Below are 15,639 nucleotides of genomic sequence, written 5' to 3'. Positions count from 1 at the left end.
CCCGGTCAGGCCCGCACGTCGCCCCACGGCGGACGGTCCGGTCCGCCGACGATCTCGTCCCAGTCCGGCTCACGGTGCCGACGCCTGGCCTCGTACGCCTCCACCAGGTCGTGCAGGACGGCGACGACGAGGTCGGCGTGCGGCACGTCGGCGAGCACCACCGCGGGGTCGTCCCCGGGGAACACGAGCACGTCGCCGGAGCGGAACAGCCCCTGCAGCCCGCGGCGCCGTACCGTGACGTCGTAGCCGCGGGAGTGCAGGAGTTCCCGTCGGGTACGCGTGCCGAGTCCGTTGACCACGACCAGGCGACGGGTGGTGACGACGTACCGCTCCGACATCCAGCGGAACAGCGGGACGGCGCCGCCGAACACGACGAGCACCACGACGACGAGCGCGACGACGGCGTTCAGCCACGCCAGCTGTGCCTGGAACACGCCGAAGCCGAACCCGCCGGCCGCGGTGACGAGCACGACGAACACCGCCGGGCGCACCAGCCGACGGGCGTGCGGTCGCAGGCGTGCGACGACACGTTCGGGCGGGGGCTCGGCGGTCATGCCGTCATGCATACCGCAGGTGGGTGACGTCCCCCACCGCGACGCCCCTGGCGACGCCCGCCTGGTCCCGGATCGTGATGCGGCCGGCGTCGTCGATGCCGGTTGCGTCGGCCTCCTCGACGGTGCCGTCCGGCAGCTCGAGGCGGATGCGGCGACCGATCGTCCCACACGCGGCGCGGACGTGGGACCGGACCGTCTCAGCGGCTGGACCACCCGTGACCAGGCCGGCCACCGCCTCCAGGACGGACCGCAGGAAGGCGGCCAGGACCGCGTCGGCCAGGGCGGGTGCGTCGTCGACCGCGCCGGCGAGCAGGAGCGAGGTGGACGTCGGGGTGGGCAGTCGATCCGTCGGGATCGTCAGGTTCACGCCGGCCCCGACCACGACGCTGCCGTCGGCGGCGACCTGGCAGAGGATCCCGCACACCTTGTCCCCGGCGACCTGCACGTCGTTCGGCCACTTCACGACGACGTCGGCGCCGGCAGGGAGCACCGACGCGATCGCGTCGCGCATCGCCGCCCCGGCGACCAGCGGCAACCAGCCGCGGTCGTGGTCGTCCAGGTCCGCACGGACGAGCACGCTGGCGGCGAGCGTCTCACCGGCCGGAGCGGTCCAGGTGCGGTCCAGCCGGCCCCGACCCGCGGTCTGGTGCAGGGTGGCGACGACGCTGCCGTGCTGCTGCTCTGGGGCGGCGGCGAGCAGGTCCGCGTTGGTGGACCCGGTCTGGGCGGGAGCGGTGATCGTCGCGCCCGCCGACCGGACGGCCGCGCTGGTGGCGGGGAACGACGGCGACGGGGATGTGGACATGCACGCAAATGTACGGGCAGGAACCGTGGGGGTCCTCCAACCGGCACCGGTCCCACCCGCCGGTAGGGTGAGCGGGTGACTTCAGGAGACACCCCCGATCTGTCGACGACGGCCGGCCGACTGGCCGACCTCCGCGACCGGTACCACGAGGCCGTGACCGCCGCGGGCGAATCCGCCATCGCCAAGCAGCACGCGAAGGGCAAGGGCACCGCGCGCGAACGCATCGAGCAGCTGCTCGACGAGAACTCCTTCGTGGAGTTCGACGAGTTCGTGCGGCACCGCACCACGTCGTTCGGCATGGACGCCAAGCGCCCCTACGGCGACGCGGTCGTCACCGGCGTCGGCACGATCCACGGCCGCAACGTCGCCGTCTACGCGCAGGACTTCACGGTCTTCGGCGGGTCGCTCGGCGAGGTCGCCGGCGAGAAGATCATCAAGGTCATGCAGCACGCGCTGAAGACGGGCGTGCCGATCATCGGCATCCTCGACTCCGGCGGCGCCCGCATCCAGGAAGGCGTCGTCGCCCTCGGCAAGTACGGCGAGATCTTCCGCCTGAACACGCAGGCGTCCGGGGTCATCCCGCAGCTGTCGATCGTGATGGGCCCGGCGGCCGGCGGTGCCGTGTACTCCCCCGCCCTCACCGACTTCGTCATCATGGTCGACAAGACCAGCCACATGTTCGTCACCGGCCCCGACGTCATCAAGACCGTCACGGGCGAGGACGTCGGCTTCGAGGAGCTCGGCGGCGCCCAGACGCACAACGCGGTCTCCGGCGTGGCCCACTACCTGGCCGAGGACGAGACCGACGCGCTCGACTACGCGCGCTCGCTCATCGGGTTCCTGCCGGACAACAACCTGTCCGACCCGCCGGCCTACGACGTCGCCCCCGAGCTCGAGACCACCGACGCCGACCACGAGCTCGACCTCGTGATCCCGGACTCGACGAACCAGCCGTACGACGTCACCACGATCATCGAGCACATCGTCGACGACGGTGAGTTCCTCGAGGTCCAGCCGCTCTTCGCGCCGAACATCCTGATCGGCTTCGGCCGGGTCGAGGGCCGCACGGTCGGCATCATCGCGAACCAGCCGCAGGCGATGGCCGGCACCTTGAACATCGACGCCGGCGAGAAGGCCGCCCGCTTCGTTCGGTTCTGCGACGCATTCGGCATCCCGATCCTGACCCTGGTGGACGTGCCCGGCTACCTGCCCGGCACCGACCAGGAGTGGACCGGCGTCATCCGCCGCGGCGCGAAGCTGCTGTACGCCTACGCCGAGGCCACCGTCCCGCTCGTCACCGTGATCACCCGCAAGGCCTACGGCGGCGCGTACATCGTGATGGGCTCGAAGCAGCTCGGTGCCGACATCAACCTGGCGTGGCCGACCGCCGAGATCGCCGTCATGGGCGGCCAGGGCGCCGTCAACATCCTGTACCGCGCCGAGATCAAGCGCGCCGAGGAGTCCGGCGAGGACGTCGCCGCGGTCCGCACGAAGCTCGCGAACGAGTACACGTACAACGTCGCGTCCCCGTACCTGGCGGCCGAGCGCGGTGAGCTCGACGGCATCATCCAGCCGCACGCCACCCGGGTGTCGGTCATCAAGGCCCTCCGGTCGCTGCGGGGCAAGCGCGCCACGCTGCCCCCGAAGAAGCACGGGAACATCCCCCTCTGATGGAACCGGTCGAATCGCCGCGCACGGGATCATCACAGTCCCGCGGCCTGATGGAACCGGTCGAATCGCCGCGCACGGGATCATCACGATCCCGCGGCCTGATGGGTCGCCACGCAGCAGCCGTGCCCTCGGACGAACCGGCCTCGGTGGCGGACGTCCGGGTGGTCTCCGGCGACCCCAGCCCCGAGGAGCTCGCCGCCGTCGTGGCCGTCCTGCAGCGGCAGGCCGACGAGGCCGCTGCCGCCGGACGCGCCGCCGTGGTCGTCGAGCCTCGCACGGGGTGGGACGCCGCGGCCCGCGGACTGCGCCGCCCGCTCGACCACGGACCGGGCGCCTGGGGCCGATCGCTCCGCTGATGTACCCCTGGTGCGCAGGCGTCCGAGAACGGTCGCAGGGCGTACTTCCCGGTCGGTATCCCCTCACTCGGGGGACACGATCAGCGGATGCGGACCGGAAACGCCGGAATTGTCCCCCATAATGACGACTGACATGCAACACGGGTGTGGGCATAGTTGGTGGTGTTCGGTGTCCTTCAACGAAAGACATCGCAGGTCGGTGGCCGACTAGGGTACGAAGCCACCGTCCGCTGCGAGGCAGGGCGACATTCGGGTTGTCGCTCAGCCTCGGGTCGTGAACGGGCCGGTCGGTATCCGACCGGCCCGTTCCCCGTCCTCGGGGCGTGTCGCCGGTGCAGGCGGGCGCAGGTGCGGCTGGCCAGGGCGTGGACGGAGCCGATGCGGAACGACGCCGTCGACGTCGTCCGACGACGACGCGGTCGCCTCCGTGCGCGCGCCAGCCCGGCGCTCCCACGTGACGGCCGAGAGGCCCGTGGCGATGCCGCCACGGGCCTCCCGGCTGTCCCCCATCACGTCCACCGCCGCCCGCACGCCCGGCCGCGCCACCCGCCTCCGCAGCGCCCTCCACACCACGTTCGCGACGATCCACACGTCGATCACGTGGTGCATCGTCGCGACACGTGTGCCGGGCGGGGCGTGCGTCCGCGTGCCGCGCGCTACGCCGGCTCGTGCCTCGGGATCTCCAGCCAGAGCGCGACGGAGTCGTCCTCGTCCCCGTCGTCGTCGTCCATCCCCGCTCCGAGCGCCGCGGACTCGCTGGCCGCGCCGTCGAGCCGGAGTCCGACGACGGTCACCGCGGAGTCGGAGCCCTCGCTGACGGTCCGGACGATGACGTTGTCGGCATCGCGGGCCTGCCGGAGGGCCTCGGCGACGCGGGCGTGGATGCGGCGGATGTCCGGGGCGTCCAGGTCGTCGAGCCCGCCGTCGTCGTGCAGCTGGACGGTCGCTCCGCGGCGGCGCAGGCGCATCACCTCGTCGCGGACGTCGTCGGACAGCAGGGACCGGCCGCGGATCTCGTCGCGGATGGCCTGCTCGAGGTGCAGGCACTCGGCACGGTCGGCGTCGTCGAGGTCGCCGCAGGAGTCGATGATGCGCTGCAGCATCGGCAGGGCCATCCGGGTGGTCTGGCTCAGCCGGAACTGCCGCTCGAACACGTGGGCGTCCTGCGCGGCCTGCCAGTCGGCGGTCTCCTGCTCGGCGAGGACGAGCTCACGGGTGTTCCGGGTGGCGCGGCTCATCGCGGCGGCGAAGACCGTCGCGATCGCGACCCAGGCGACGCTGCCGACCACACCGAGCCCGCCGAGCGAGCCGAGACCGGCCCACGCGACGGTGTACACGGTCAGGAACAGCACGCCAGCCCATGCGAAGGGACCACGGCCGCGCACGACGAGCACCACCATGAGCGTGCCGATGGCCGCGATCCACCACGTGGCGGAGCCCGGACCACGACCATCGACGAGGACGGGGGCGGCGATCACCGGCATCACGATGGCGGTGGCGAGGGAGAAGCAGGCCGTCCAGACCGGTAGGACCCTGCCGGGGACGAACAGTGCGAGGCCGGTGGCTGCGGCGTACAGGACCATGCACGCGATGATCGGGGCGACCTGGTCGACGCGCGGGAGCGTGGCCGCGGCGAGGACCAGGTGGTAGAGGGAGAACAGCGACGCCAGGCCGATGGCGATGCTCGCCGGCAGGGAGACCTTCATGCGGTCACCTTCGCGGAAGGTGACCACGTCAGCACGATGCGGGTGCCCTCGCCCGGTGCAGTGTGCACCTCGGCGCGACCGTCGACGGTCGCGACCCGCTCCACGATGGAGCGGCGGACACCGAGCCGTTCGGCGGGGATGGCCGCGACGTCGAATCCGCGCCCGTCGTCACCGACCTCGACGAGCACGCCCTGGCCCTGCTGCTCGATGCGGACCCAGCGCGAGACGTCACCGTCGCCGGCGTGCTGCACGCTGTTCACCGCGGCCTGCAGCGCCGCCGAGGCGAGCGCGTCGGCGACCGATGCGGGCAGACGGACCGACCCGGTCGGTGTCGGGACCAGACGGACCGGGGCGGGCAAGGCACCCACCCCCTCGCGGATGCGCGCCCGGAGTTCCCCGAGGGCGACCGGCGCGACGTCACCGGGACCGTCGGTGGCCGCGGCCTCGAGGTGGTCGATCGCGTTCCGGGCCATCCGCGCGGCGAGGGTCTTGGCCTCGAGCGTGTCGGCGCGAGCGGCGGAGAGCAGCGTCGTGAGCACGCTGTCGTGCACGATGGCGTCCACCTGGACCCGCTCGACCTCGGTGGCGTGCTCCCGGATGGCGAGCGAGTACCGCCGCACGGCCGTGGACTGCGCCGTGTCGACCGACGTGGCCGCACGCCGCAGCACCACCGCGATGACGAGCACCGCGCCGCTGAGCAGTGCCGTGTAGACGCCGTCGAGCAGGACCGCGAGGACCCCAACGTCGCCGCCGAGCGGGCTGAGCCGGATCACCACGTAGACCGCGGGCACGAGCGCCGTGTAGACCGTCGCGCGCCACGTCGCGAAGCCCATCGCCGCCGCCGTGCAGCCGACCGTGCAGAACCACCACGGCCACGGCTGCTGCGACGACGGGATGGGCTCCTGCACGGTCGCCGTCCACGTCACGAGCACGACGAGGAACAGCAGCGCGCAGACGATCTGCGCCAGCTGCGCGACCCGCTGCACGAAGGCGGAGACCCCGACGAACACGAACGACGCCGCGAGGGCGAGCATCAGCGTCGGACCCCAGAACGGGTCGAGGTACGGCAGCTGCTGCAGGACCGCGGGCGCGTCGACGATGCCGAGGCCGATCGCCGCCATCGCGAGGAGGATCGCGAACGCGCGCTCCACCGACGCCTGCGTGATCGAAGCGCGGACGCTGCGCGCCGGATCGGCGCCGAACGGCGCCGGTTCGACGACCGTCCGCGCCGACTCAGCCGCGGTCGCCATCCGTGTCAGCGACCGTCGCCGTCGGGGTCGATGCCCGAGTCGAGCCCGGGGAGGATCCCGTCCTCGACGGCTCGACGCAGCAGGTCGACCTTCGTCGGGGCCGGGCGGCCGACCTCGACGTACTTCACCCGGATCCGGTCGAGGTACTCACGCGCCGTCGAGTAGCCGATGCCGAGCTGCTGGGCGGCGAGCTTGAGCGGGAGGCCCGAGGCGTAGAGGTGCAGGATCTCGCGCTCCCGGCGGCCGAGCTGTGCCTTCGCGAAGTCGCGGTCGGCGTCGATGGCGCTCGCCCACTCGAGATTGTTGAGCACGTCACCGCGTGCGACGGTGGCGACCGCGGCCATCACGGTCTTGGTGGCCGAGGACTTCGGGATGACGCCGGCAGCCCCTGCTGCGAGCGCCTCACGCACGTTGGCGACCCGGTCCGCGATGGAGTGCACGAGCACCGCCGATCCCGTCCCCTGCACGCCCTTGACGTTCTCGGTGACGGTCGAGCCGTCGCCGAGGGACAGGTCGAGGACGACGACGTCGACCTCTCGCCCGTCGAGGTTCTGGACGTACTCCGGGACGCTCGCGGCGGTGAGTACCACCTCGAACCCCTCGTTCTGGCACGCCGCCTGGATCCCGAGTCGGACGGACTCGTGGTCGTCGACGATCGCGACCCGGACCGGCCTGGTGGCCGCCCCTGACGTCTCGGTGCTGGTGGTTGTCGTTCCTGCTGCCACAGTGGCCTCTCGTTCCGATGCGCGACGCCGGCCCCTGAAACCGGAGTGCCATCAACGACCCAGGATACCCAGCCCGGACTCAGGTGCGGGGCTTCTGGGCTGCGCCACGCTGGCCGGTCCGCCGATTGGTGGACACCCCGGCACGCAAGCAGCGGCAGCCGGACCCGCCCCGGTCGCGCCAGGGTCGCGCCCGGGCCTCAGCGGGCGGGGACCAGGCGTGCGACGGCTTCCAGGTGGTGGGTGTGCGGGAACAGGTCGAAGGCCCGCAGTGCTTCGAGCCGGTAGCCGAGGTCGGCGAACGTCGCGACGTCGCGGGCCAGCGCCACCGGGTCGCACGCCACGTAGACGACCTGCTCCGGCTGGAGCGCGGCGATCTGCACGACCACGTCACGACCGGCACCGGCGCGGGGCGGGTCGAGCACGATCGTGCCGGCGCGGAAGCGGTCCTTCTCGGCGCGCGAGGCGTTCGCCACCGTGTTCGTCAGCCAGCGGTCCACGCGGCCGGTCTCGGCGCGGGCGCCGAGCCACTCGGACAGGTTCTCCTGCGCGTGCTCGGTGGCACGGGCGGCGCTCTCGACGCTCGTGATGCGCGCCTTCGGGCCGACCAGGTCGCCGAGGGCGGCGGCGAGCAGGCCGACACCGCCGTACAGGTCCAGGTGGGTGCCCTCGGGGTCGAGGCGGTCGCGGTCGACCAGGTCCTGCACGGCCTCGGTGAGCACGGTCGCCGCGGCGCGGTGCACCTGCCAGAACCCGTTGTCGTCGACCTGGAACGTGCGCTCGCCCACGACCTCGGTCACCACGGTCGGCTTCTGGTCGTCGATGACGAGCCGCGCGCCCTCGGAACCACTCGGTGCGAGGACGTCGATGACCGACGAGCCCGGCAGTGCCCCACGGCCGAGCGGGGCGCTCTGCTGCACGACGGCGGTCGCGAGCGGCAGGCCGGTCACCGGGATGACGGAGTGGGAGCGGGCCGCGAACGGACCGGCGGTGCCCTGCTCGTCGACGTGCAGCCGCACGCGGGTGCGCCAGCCCAGGCCGTTCGCGGCGTCGTCGCCGGGCGCGGCCTCGACGACGACGTCGTGGCCGAGCACCTCGGCGAGGTCCATCCGTGCGAACCGCGCGAACGAGTCGACGAGGACGTCGTGCTTGAGCGTGCGCTGGTGTGCGAGGGCGACGTGGCCGAACTCGGCACCACCCGGGCGCGTCTCGGGGTCACGCCCGAGCGCGGCCTCGGGCCAGACGTGGTCGACGCGGTGCTCGCTCGGCGTGACGACGCTGACCGTGTCGGCGCGCCAGAACGACTTCTTGCGGTCCTCGGTCACCCGGGCGACGACGCGCTCCCCGGGGATCGCGTCCGACACGAAGACCACCCGTCCTTCGTGCCGTGCCACCGAGATGCCGCCGTGGGCGATCCCGGTGACGTCGAGTTCGAGCAGCGTGCCGACGGATTCACCCATGGTGAGATGGTCCCATGCGTCTGTACCTCGCGAGTACATCCCCCGCCCGCCGAGCACTCCTCGCCCAGTCCGGGATCGAACCCGTGCTCGTGTCCCCCGGGGTCGACGAGGACGCCGTCGGTGCCGCCGCAGCGGCATCGCTCGGCCGCGCACTGAGCGGTCCGGAGCTCGTCTCGCTCCTCGCCGTCGCGAAGGCGTCCGCAGTCGCCGACTCCGCCGTCGCCGGGTCGCCGGTCGACGGGGTGGTGTTCGGCGGGGACTCCGCGTTCGAGGTCGACGGACAGCTGTACGGCAAGCCGCACGACCCCGCGGTCGCCCGGGAGCGCTGGCGGCAGATGCTCGCCGCGGGCGGCGGGACGCTGTGGAGCGGACACTGCGTGATCGATCGACGGCGCGACGACCGGCGCCGGGCCCCGGACCCGGCCACGGGACGGCCTGGAGGCGCGGCACCGGACCGCACCGTGCCTCCCGTCCGGTCCCTGGTCACGTCCACCGCCGGCGTCCCGCAGCTGGGTGACGTCGCGCCCGGTGGGTCGGCGCTGGCCGCCGGTGGCGACCGCGTGGTCGCGGTCGACAGCGCGGTGCTGACCTTCGCCGACGACGTGTCCGTCGACGAGATCGACGCGTACGTCGCGACGGGCGAGCCGCTCGAGGTGGCCGGTGCCTTCACCATCGACGGTCGGGCCGCGGCGTACATCACGCGGATCGACGGGGCACCGTCCGCCGTGATCGGGATGTCGCTTCCGGTGCTGCGATCGATGCTCCTCCGGGGCTTCGGCATCGCCTGGCACGACCTCTGGGCACTGTAGACATCCGCACCTCTTCGGGGCGGTTCTTTGTGGGTGCCAGTCAAAACGCACTCCCGCCGCACGAATACGCTGATGTGTCATGCCCCGTATCAGCAAGGTCCTCATCGCGAACCGCGGCGAGATCGCCGTCCGCATCATCCGCGCGGCCCGCGACGCGGGCAAGGCATCGGTCGCGGTCTACGCCGACCAGGACCGCGACGCCCTGCACGCCCGCCTCGCCGACGAGGCCTACGCGCTGAACGGCACCACGAGCGCCGACACGTACCTCGTCATCGACAAGATCATCTCGGTCGCCCGCCGCTCCGGCGCGGACGCCGTGCACCCGGGCTACGGGTTCCTCGCCGAGAACGCCGACTTCGCCCGCGCCGTCATCGATGCCGGGCTCGTCTGGATCGGCCCGTCGCCGGAGTCGATCGAGCGTCTCGGTGACAAGGTGTCCGCGCGCCACGTCGCCGAGAAGGTGGGCGCCCCGCTCGCCCCCGGCACCATCGAGCCCGTCAAGGACGCCTCCGAGGTCATCGCGTTCGCCGACGAGGTCGGCCTGCCGGTCGCCATCAAGGCGGCGTTCGGCGGCGGCGGCCGTGGCCTGAAGGTCGCACGGACGCGCGACGAGGTCGCCTCGCAGTTCGAGTCCGCCACGCGAGAGGCGATCGCCGCCTTCGGTCGGGGCGAGTGCTTCGTCGAGAAGTACCTGGACAAGCCCCGTCACGTCGAGACCCAGTGCCTGGCGGACGAGCACGGCAACGTCGTCGTCGTCTCCACCCGCGACTGCTCGCTGCAGCGCCGCCACCAGAAGCTCGTCGAGGAAGCCCCGGCGCCCTACCTGACGCCCGAGCAGCAGACCGCGCTGTACGAGTCGTCGAAGGCGATCCTGCGCGAGGTCGGCTACGTGGGCGCCGGCACCTGCGAGTTCCTCATCGGCGCCGACGGCACCGTGTCCTTCCTCGAGGTCAACACCCGCCTGCAGGTCGAACACTGCGTGTCCGAAGAGGTCACCGGCATCGACCTGGTGCGCGAGCAGTTCCGCATCGCCGAGGGTGGCGTGCTCGACTACTCGGATCCCACGCCGCGGGGACACTCCTTCGAGTTCCGCATCAACGGCGAGGACCCGGGTCGCAACTTCTTCCCCGCGCCCGGCCCCGTGCACGCCTTCAACGCGCCGTCCGGCCCCGGCGTGCGCGTCGACTCGGGCGTCGTCTCCGGCGACGTCGTGTCCGGCTCGTTCGACTCCATGCTCGCGAAGCTGATCGTCACCGGCGCCACCCGCGCCGAGGCGCTGGAGCGTTCGCGTCGCGCACTCGCCGAGTTCGAGGTCACCGGCCTGCCGACGGTGCTCCCCTTCCACCGCGCGGTCGTGTCCGACCCCGCCTTCGCGACCGACGACTCCTCGCCCTTCTCCGTGTACACGCAGTGGATCGAGACCGACTTCGTCAACGACATCCCGGCCTGGAGCGGCTCCCCCGAGGAGCTCCCGACGCCGGCCGCGCGCGACAGCGTCGTGGTCGAGGTGCAGGGCAAGCGCATCGAGGTCACCATGCCGTCGATCGTCGGTGGCGGTGCCGCCGGGCGTCGTCCGGCGGGCCCCTCCGCTCCCCCGAAGCGCCGTTCGTCGGCCGTCCGCGGGGGCCTGGCGAAGTCCGGGTCGTCCGTGGCGTCGCCGATGCAGGCCACCGTGGTGAAGCTCGCGGTCGCCGAGGGTGACACCGTGGTGAAGGGCGACCTGCTCGTCGTGCTCGAGGCCATGAAGATGGAGCAGCCCGTGCAGGCCCACAAGGACGGCGTCGTCACCGGGCTGAACGCCCCGGTCGGCCAGACGGTCTCGTCCGGTCACGTGCTGCTCGAGCTCGCGTAGCGCGGGCTCCCTCTCGCAAAACACCGGTGTTCGCCGGTTGAACACGCGCAGACCGCGGTTCGACTCGTGAACACCGGTGTTTTGCTTCATCGAACACGACGCACTCCGGCCGCCTCGAGTGCCACGGGGCCGTTGCCGCCCGGCTCGACGTCCGGCCACGTCACGCGGACGACCCTCCGGACGGAGCGGTGCGCACGGAGCCGGTCCTCTCGGAGCTTCTCGTCGATGACGACACGCTCAGGGGTCCGACCAGCGCGCATCGTCCGGTCGCGGTACTTGACCAGCCCGTCGAACTCCACGACCACGCCGGCGTCCTCGAACCAGAAGTCCACCCGGCCGATCAGGCCGGCCGCATCGCGGAACTCCTGCTGCAGCATCGGCGCCGGGAACCCCGCTTCTGCCCAACACAGCCGCGCCACTGACTCACCCGGCGAGTCAGCAGCCGCGTCCGCGAACTCGATCGCCCGTCGCGCGCGGGTGGACGCCCGCGGACGAGGCTCCCGACTGCGCAGTTCGGCGAGCAGCGCTTCGCGCGACACTCCTCGGGCCAACACCGCGTCCAACACGACCACCGCAGTGCGGAACGACGCTCGGAGCGCGACGTCGACCCCGGTGACCAGGAGGGTCGTGACGGGCAGGCCGCCGACGCTCGCACGAGCGATGGGACGACCCGCCCCTCCGACCTTCTGCAGATGGGCGCGACGTTGACCGGTCGCTCGACGCGGATCGGTGGCGACGACGTGCTCGGGGAACTCTCCGAGCCACGGGAGTCCGAGCATCGCCACAGCCGACTCGTGGGAGATCACGAGGGCGGGGTGGATGCTCGGCGCGACCGCTTCGACCCGTGCACGATGGCGTTCCGCTGCACTCGCTGCTCCGAACGCGTCTCGGTCGACGTACCGGCCGGCCGTGAGGCGGATGAGCGTCCCTCGGCGTGCGGCATCCGCGAGCCGTCTGTGCGCCCTCGGATCGGGATCGCCCGGAGCCGCGCCGAACACCGTGATGTGAGCCATGGCCCCACCGTCACGGCTCCCGCAGGACCCACACGAGGGCGACCCGCTCCTTGTGGGGAGTCCCTCGCTCCCCCACCCCCTGTGGAGGAACAGCAAAACACCGGTGTTCGCGCTCTGCACCGCGTTGTGCGGGTGTTCAGAGCGCGAGCACCGGTGTTTTGCGGACCGGCGCCCTACGACACCAAGGGGCGGACCGAACTCGCCAGGGCGTCGACGAGCCGCTGCGCCTCGGCGGGGCTGCCCGCGACGGTGTCGATGTAGACCTTCACCTTGGGCTCGGTCCCGCTCGGGCGGACGATCACCCGGGCGTCGCCGGACAGGTCGTAGCGCAGGATGTCCGAGGGCGGGAAGCCCGCCACCCCGTCGGCGTAGTCCGTCACCGTGTGCACGTCGAGGCCGCCGAGCGTCGTCGGCGGCGTGGACCGGAGCGACGCCATGATCTCGCCGATGCGCGACAGGTCGTCGACGCGCGTCGCCACCTGTCCCGACGCGAACGCCCCGAACTCGGCGGCGAACGCCTCGAGGTGGTCGGCGATGGTCGAGCCCGACGCGGCGAGCTCGTCGGCGAGGGACAGCAGTTCCAGTGCCGCCGAGATGCCGTCCTTGTCGCGCACGACCGACGGGTCGACCAGGTAACCCAGGGCCTCTTCGTAGCCGAACAGCAGCTCGGGCACGCGCGAGACCCACTTGAAGCCGGTCAGGGTGTCGCGGTACTCCAGCCCGTGTCGCGCAGCCACCCGGGCCAACGCCGGCGACGAGACGATCGACGCGGCGAGCGCGCCGGTCGCGCCGGACTCCGATGCCCGCGCGGCAGCGCGCCACCCGAGCAGCCAGCCGACCTCGTTGCCCGACAGCCGACGGTAGGACGGCGCACCGGCGTCCGAGCCCGTGGGGATCGCGAGCGCGAGCCGGTCGGCGTCGGGGTCGTTCGCGATCACCAGGTCCGCGCCGACGGCGACACCGCGGGCGATCGCCAGGTCCATCGCACCCGGCTCCTCGGGGTTCGGGAACGACACCGTCGGGAACGCACCATCGGGATCGATCTGCTCCGGCACGACCGCCGGCTCGGCGAACCCGGCCGCCGCGAACACCGCGCGAGCGGTCTCCCACCCGACGCCGTGCATGGCCGTGTAGACGACCTTCGGCTGCTCGTCGACTCCGAGTGCGGGAGCGGGCACGATCGCTGCCGTGGCGGCCACGTAGGCGTCGACCAGGGCCGACGACGCAACGGTGTAGTCCGTGTCGCGCGGCAGGTCCGTCACAGATCCCGCGGCGACCGCGTCGATGGCGTCCGCGATCTCGCCGTCGACGGGCGGCACGATCTGCGAGCCGTCGTCGTCCTGACCGAGGTAGACCTTGTACCCGTTGTCCCGCGGCGGGTTGTGGCTCGCCGTGACCATGACGCCGGCGCCGACGTCGAGGTGCCGGACGGCGAACGCGAGCACCGGCGTCGGCAGGGCCGACGGCAGCAGGGTGACCTCGAGCCCGAGGCCGCGCATGACCTCGGCCGAGTCGCGTGCGAAGACGTCCGAGTTCACCCGGCCGTCGTACCCGATCACGACGCTGCGCGAGCGACCGGTGTCGATGAGGAACCGGGCGAGCCCCGCAGCGGCCTGGGTCACGACGACCCGGTTCATCCGCAGCGGGCCCCAGCCGAGCTCCGCGCGGAGTCCGGCGGTGCCGAACTGGAGCCGGCCGTCGAACCGCTCGGCGAGCGCCCGGACAGCGGGCCCGTCACCGTCGGCCGCCGCATCGATCGCCGCGGCCAGCTCGTCGCGGGTCTCGGGGTCCGGGTCCTGCGCCAGCCACGCCCGCGCGGTGCCCAGCACCTGGTCGAGGTCGAGCTTCACGACGCCGACTGCCCGAGTGCGGCGACCACGCGTGCGAGCAGGTCCGCGATCACCGGCTCGGCCTGCTTGCCGGCCTCGAGGACCTCGGTGTGCGACAACGGGGTCTTCTGGATGCCCGCGGCGAGGTTCGTGATGAGCGAGAACCCGAGGACCTCCATGCCGGCCTGACGGGCCGCGATGGCCTCGAGCGCCGTGGACATGCCGACGATGTGCCCGCCGATGGTCTTCGCCATCTGGACCTCGGCCGGGGTCTCGTAGTGCGGGCCACGGAACTGCGTGTACACGCCCTCGTCGAGGGACGCGTCGACGGACCTCGCGACCGAGCGCAGCCGCGCCGAGTACAGGTCGGTGAGGTCGATGAACGTCGCACCCTCGAGCGGGCTGTCCGCGGTCAGGTTGATGTGGTCGCTGATGAGCACCGGCGTGCCCGGGGTCCAGTGCTCCTTGATGCCGCCGGCACCGTTCGTCAGCACCATGATCGAGGCACCGGTCGCCGCGGCCGTGCGGACGCTGTGCACGACCCGACGGACCCCGTGACCCTCGTAGTAGTGGGTGCGGGCACCGATGACGAGCGCGTGGCGGCCGTCGGCGAGGCGGATCGACCGGATCGTGCCGGAGTGTCCGGGGACGGCCGAGGCGCTGAACCCGGGGACCTGCTCGGCCGGGATCTCGGACACGGTCTCACCGATGATGTCGGCGGCCTTGCCCCAGCCCGACCCGAGGGTCAAGGCGATGTCGTGCCGCTCGATGCCGGACTGTTCGGCGATGGCGGCTGCGGCGTCCCGCGCGACCTCGAACGGGTCGGCAGCGGGGTCGTTCAGCGGGTTCTCGGTGCTCATGCCCCAACTCTAAAGGGCGGACTGAGCGCTCAGTGCTCGCCGAGCGCCCGGTCCACCGCCGCCGTGATCTCGCCCTGGTCGAAGTGGTTCGCGATGACGATGACCTCGGCGTAGGTGTCCCCGATCGCCTCCACGAACTCCTGACTCGTCAGGATCACGTTCGCGTCGTCGGAGACGTCCCGCACGGACGCGACGTCGGCCGCGACGACCGTCGCCGACAGTCCGAGGGCGTCGAGCGCCTTCTCGGCGTTAACCTTCAGGATGCCGCTCGACCCGATGCCGGCTCCGCAGATGGTCACGATCTTCACGCGGAGACCCCCATGATCGCACGGACCTCGTCCGCGGTGGACGCCGCCGCGATCCGCCCGGTCACGGTGGCGTCGTTGAACAGGTTCGCGATCTCGCCGATCGACTCCAGGTGGGTGCCGACCTCGGCCACCGCGAGCCCGAGCACCACACGGACGGGGTCGTTGTGCGGGTGTCCGAACGCCACCGGCGACGCGAGCGTCACGACCGCGAGTCCGTCCCGCACGACGGCACCACCCGGCCGGGCGTGCGCGAACGCGAGCCCCGGCGAGATGACGATGTACGGCCCGTGCTCCTCGACCATGCCGATCATGGCGTCGGTGTACTCGTCGGTGGTGGCGCCCGAGGCGACGAGCGCACCGCCGACCAGGCGCATCGCGTCACGCCACGCGGGCGCGTCCGCACCGAGGAGGACGGCGGTGTCCGGCAGCGGTGGCAGTCCCATG

16 protein-coding genes are annotated in these 15,639 nt (G+C 72.2%); 4 read left to right on the top strand and 12 right to left on the bottom strand.

Features of this window, described 5'->3' with window-relative positions; all coding sequences use genetic code 11:
- Nucleotides 1-5 precede the first annotated feature (5 nt).
- Together Q9R26_RS03335 and Q9R26_RS03330 are read right to left on the bottom strand one after the other, a co-directional pair.
- Nucleotides 6-554 (bottom strand): PH domain-containing protein, encoded by a 549-nt coding sequence (locus tag Q9R26_RS03335; RefSeq protein ID WP_071244247.1) that lies wholly within the window; start codon nucleotides 552-554, stop codon nucleotides 6-8.
- Nucleotides 555-558: 4 nt separating this feature from the next.
- Nucleotides 559-1,359, bottom strand: a complete 801-nt coding sequence (locus tag Q9R26_RS03330; protein WP_311226532.1) for a biotin--[acetyl-CoA-carboxylase] ligase — start codon at nucleotides 1,357-1,359, stop codon at nucleotides 559-561.
- A 75-nt stretch (nucleotides 1,360-1,434) separates the two neighbouring features.
- On the opposite strand from Q9R26_RS03330, the gene Q9R26_RS03325 reads away from it, so the two are divergent.
- Together Q9R26_RS03325 and Q9R26_RS03320 are read left to right on the top strand one after the other, a co-directional pair.
- Entirely contained in the window at nucleotides 1,435-3,030 is a 1,596-nt protein-coding gene (locus Q9R26_RS03325; RefSeq protein ID WP_071406413.1) for an acyl-CoA carboxylase subunit beta, read from the top strand.
- A gap of 101 nt (nucleotides 3,031-3,131) precedes the next feature.
- On the top strand, nucleotides 3,132-3,386 hold the full coding sequence (locus Q9R26_RS03320) for an acyl-CoA carboxylase subunit epsilon (RefSeq protein ID WP_182065863.1): 255 nt from the start codon (nucleotides 3,132-3,134) through the stop codon (nucleotides 3,384-3,386).
- A 261-nt stretch (nucleotides 3,387-3,647) separates the two neighbouring features.
- Here the strand turns inward: Q9R26_RS03320 and Q9R26_RS03315 are convergent, their stop codons facing one another.
- The 5 genes from Q9R26_RS03315 to Q9R26_RS03295 form a co-directional block, all read right to left on the bottom strand.
- Nucleotides 3,648-3,986, bottom strand: coding sequence for a hypothetical protein (locus Q9R26_RS03315; protein ID WP_311226531.1), 339 nt, complete (start codon nucleotides 3,984-3,986; stop codon nucleotides 3,648-3,650).
- Nucleotides 3,987-4,042: 56 nt separating this feature from the next.
- On the bottom strand, nucleotides 4,043-5,119 hold the full coding sequence (locus tag Q9R26_RS03310) for a hypothetical protein (protein ID WP_311226530.1): 1,077 nt from the start codon (nucleotides 5,117-5,119) through the stop codon (nucleotides 4,043-4,045).
- A complete protein-coding gene (locus Q9R26_RS03305) occupies nucleotides 5,089-6,342 on the bottom strand; it encodes an ATP-binding protein (protein WP_311226529.1) in 1,254 nt (417 codons plus the stop codon). Before Q9R26_RS03305 ends, Q9R26_RS03310 begins: the two co-directional genes overlap by 31 nt.
- Nucleotides 6,343-6,347: 5 nt before the next feature.
- Nucleotides 6,348-7,067 carry a response regulator transcription factor gene (locus Q9R26_RS03300; protein WP_017888757.1) on the bottom strand — a complete coding sequence of 240 codons (720 nt, stop codon included), beginning with the start codon at nucleotides 7,065-7,067 and terminating at the stop codon, nucleotides 6,348-6,350.
- Between the two features lie 197 nt (nucleotides 7,068-7,264).
- Complete coding sequence (locus tag Q9R26_RS03295) at nucleotides 7,265-8,524, bottom strand: TRAM domain-containing protein (RefSeq protein ID WP_311226528.1); 1,260 nt, start codon at nucleotides 8,522-8,524, stop codon at nucleotides 7,265-7,267.
- 14 nt (nucleotides 8,525-8,538) lie between these two features.
- On the opposite strand from Q9R26_RS03295, the gene Q9R26_RS03290 reads away from it, so the two are divergent.
- Together Q9R26_RS03290 and Q9R26_RS03285 are read left to right on the top strand one after the other, a co-directional pair.
- The gene (locus tag Q9R26_RS03290; RefSeq protein WP_311226527.1) at nucleotides 8,539-9,333 is read left to right on the top strand and encodes a Maf family protein; all 795 of its coding nucleotides are present in this window, start codon (nucleotides 8,539-8,541) and stop codon (nucleotides 9,331-9,333) included.
- 79 nt (nucleotides 9,334-9,412) lie between these two features.
- On the top strand, nucleotides 9,413-11,185 hold the full coding sequence (locus Q9R26_RS03285; RefSeq protein ID WP_311226526.1) for a biotin carboxylase N-terminal domain-containing protein: 1,773 nt from the start codon (nucleotides 9,413-9,415) through the stop codon (nucleotides 11,183-11,185).
- Between the two features lie 86 nt (nucleotides 11,186-11,271).
- Here Q9R26_RS03285 and Q9R26_RS03280 read toward each other — a convergent pair whose 3' ends face one another.
- The 5 genes from Q9R26_RS03280 to Q9R26_RS03260 all read right to left on the bottom strand — a co-directional run bounded on the left by Q9R26_RS03280 (nucleotide 11,272) and on the right by Q9R26_RS03260 (nucleotide 15,638).
- Nucleotides 11,272-12,198 (bottom strand): hypothetical protein, encoded by a 927-nt coding sequence (locus tag Q9R26_RS03280; RefSeq protein WP_311226525.1) that lies wholly within the window; start codon nucleotides 12,196-12,198, stop codon nucleotides 11,272-11,274.
- 173 nt (nucleotides 12,199-12,371) lie between these two features.
- Entirely contained in the window at nucleotides 12,372-14,048 is a 1,677-nt protein-coding gene (locus tag Q9R26_RS03275; protein WP_311226524.1) for a phospho-sugar mutase, read from the bottom strand.
- On the bottom strand, nucleotides 14,045-14,887 hold the full coding sequence (locus Q9R26_RS03270; protein ID WP_182065828.1) for a purine-nucleoside phosphorylase: 843 nt from the start codon (nucleotides 14,885-14,887) through the stop codon (nucleotides 14,045-14,047). Before Q9R26_RS03270 ends, Q9R26_RS03275 begins: the two co-directional genes overlap by 4 nt.
- A 29-nt stretch (nucleotides 14,888-14,916) precedes the next feature.
- Entirely contained in the window at nucleotides 14,917-15,195 is a 279-nt protein-coding gene (locus tag Q9R26_RS03265) for a PTS sugar transporter subunit IIB (RefSeq protein WP_259579403.1), read from the bottom strand.
- Nucleotides 15,192-15,638, bottom strand: a complete 447-nt coding sequence (locus Q9R26_RS03260) for a PTS sugar transporter subunit IIA (RefSeq protein WP_311226523.1) — start codon at nucleotides 15,636-15,638, stop codon at nucleotides 15,192-15,194. Before Q9R26_RS03260 ends, Q9R26_RS03265 begins: the two co-directional genes overlap by 4 nt.
- Nucleotide 15,639: the final 1 nt, after the last annotated feature.

Source organism: Curtobacterium sp. BRB10, assembly GCF_031844325.1.
Lineage (GTDB): Bacteria > Actinomycetota > Actinomycetes > Actinomycetales > Microbacteriaceae > Curtobacterium > Curtobacterium poinsettiae_A.
Note: the sequence above shows the minus strand (reverse complement) of the source record. Positions and strands in the feature narration are given on the sequence as shown.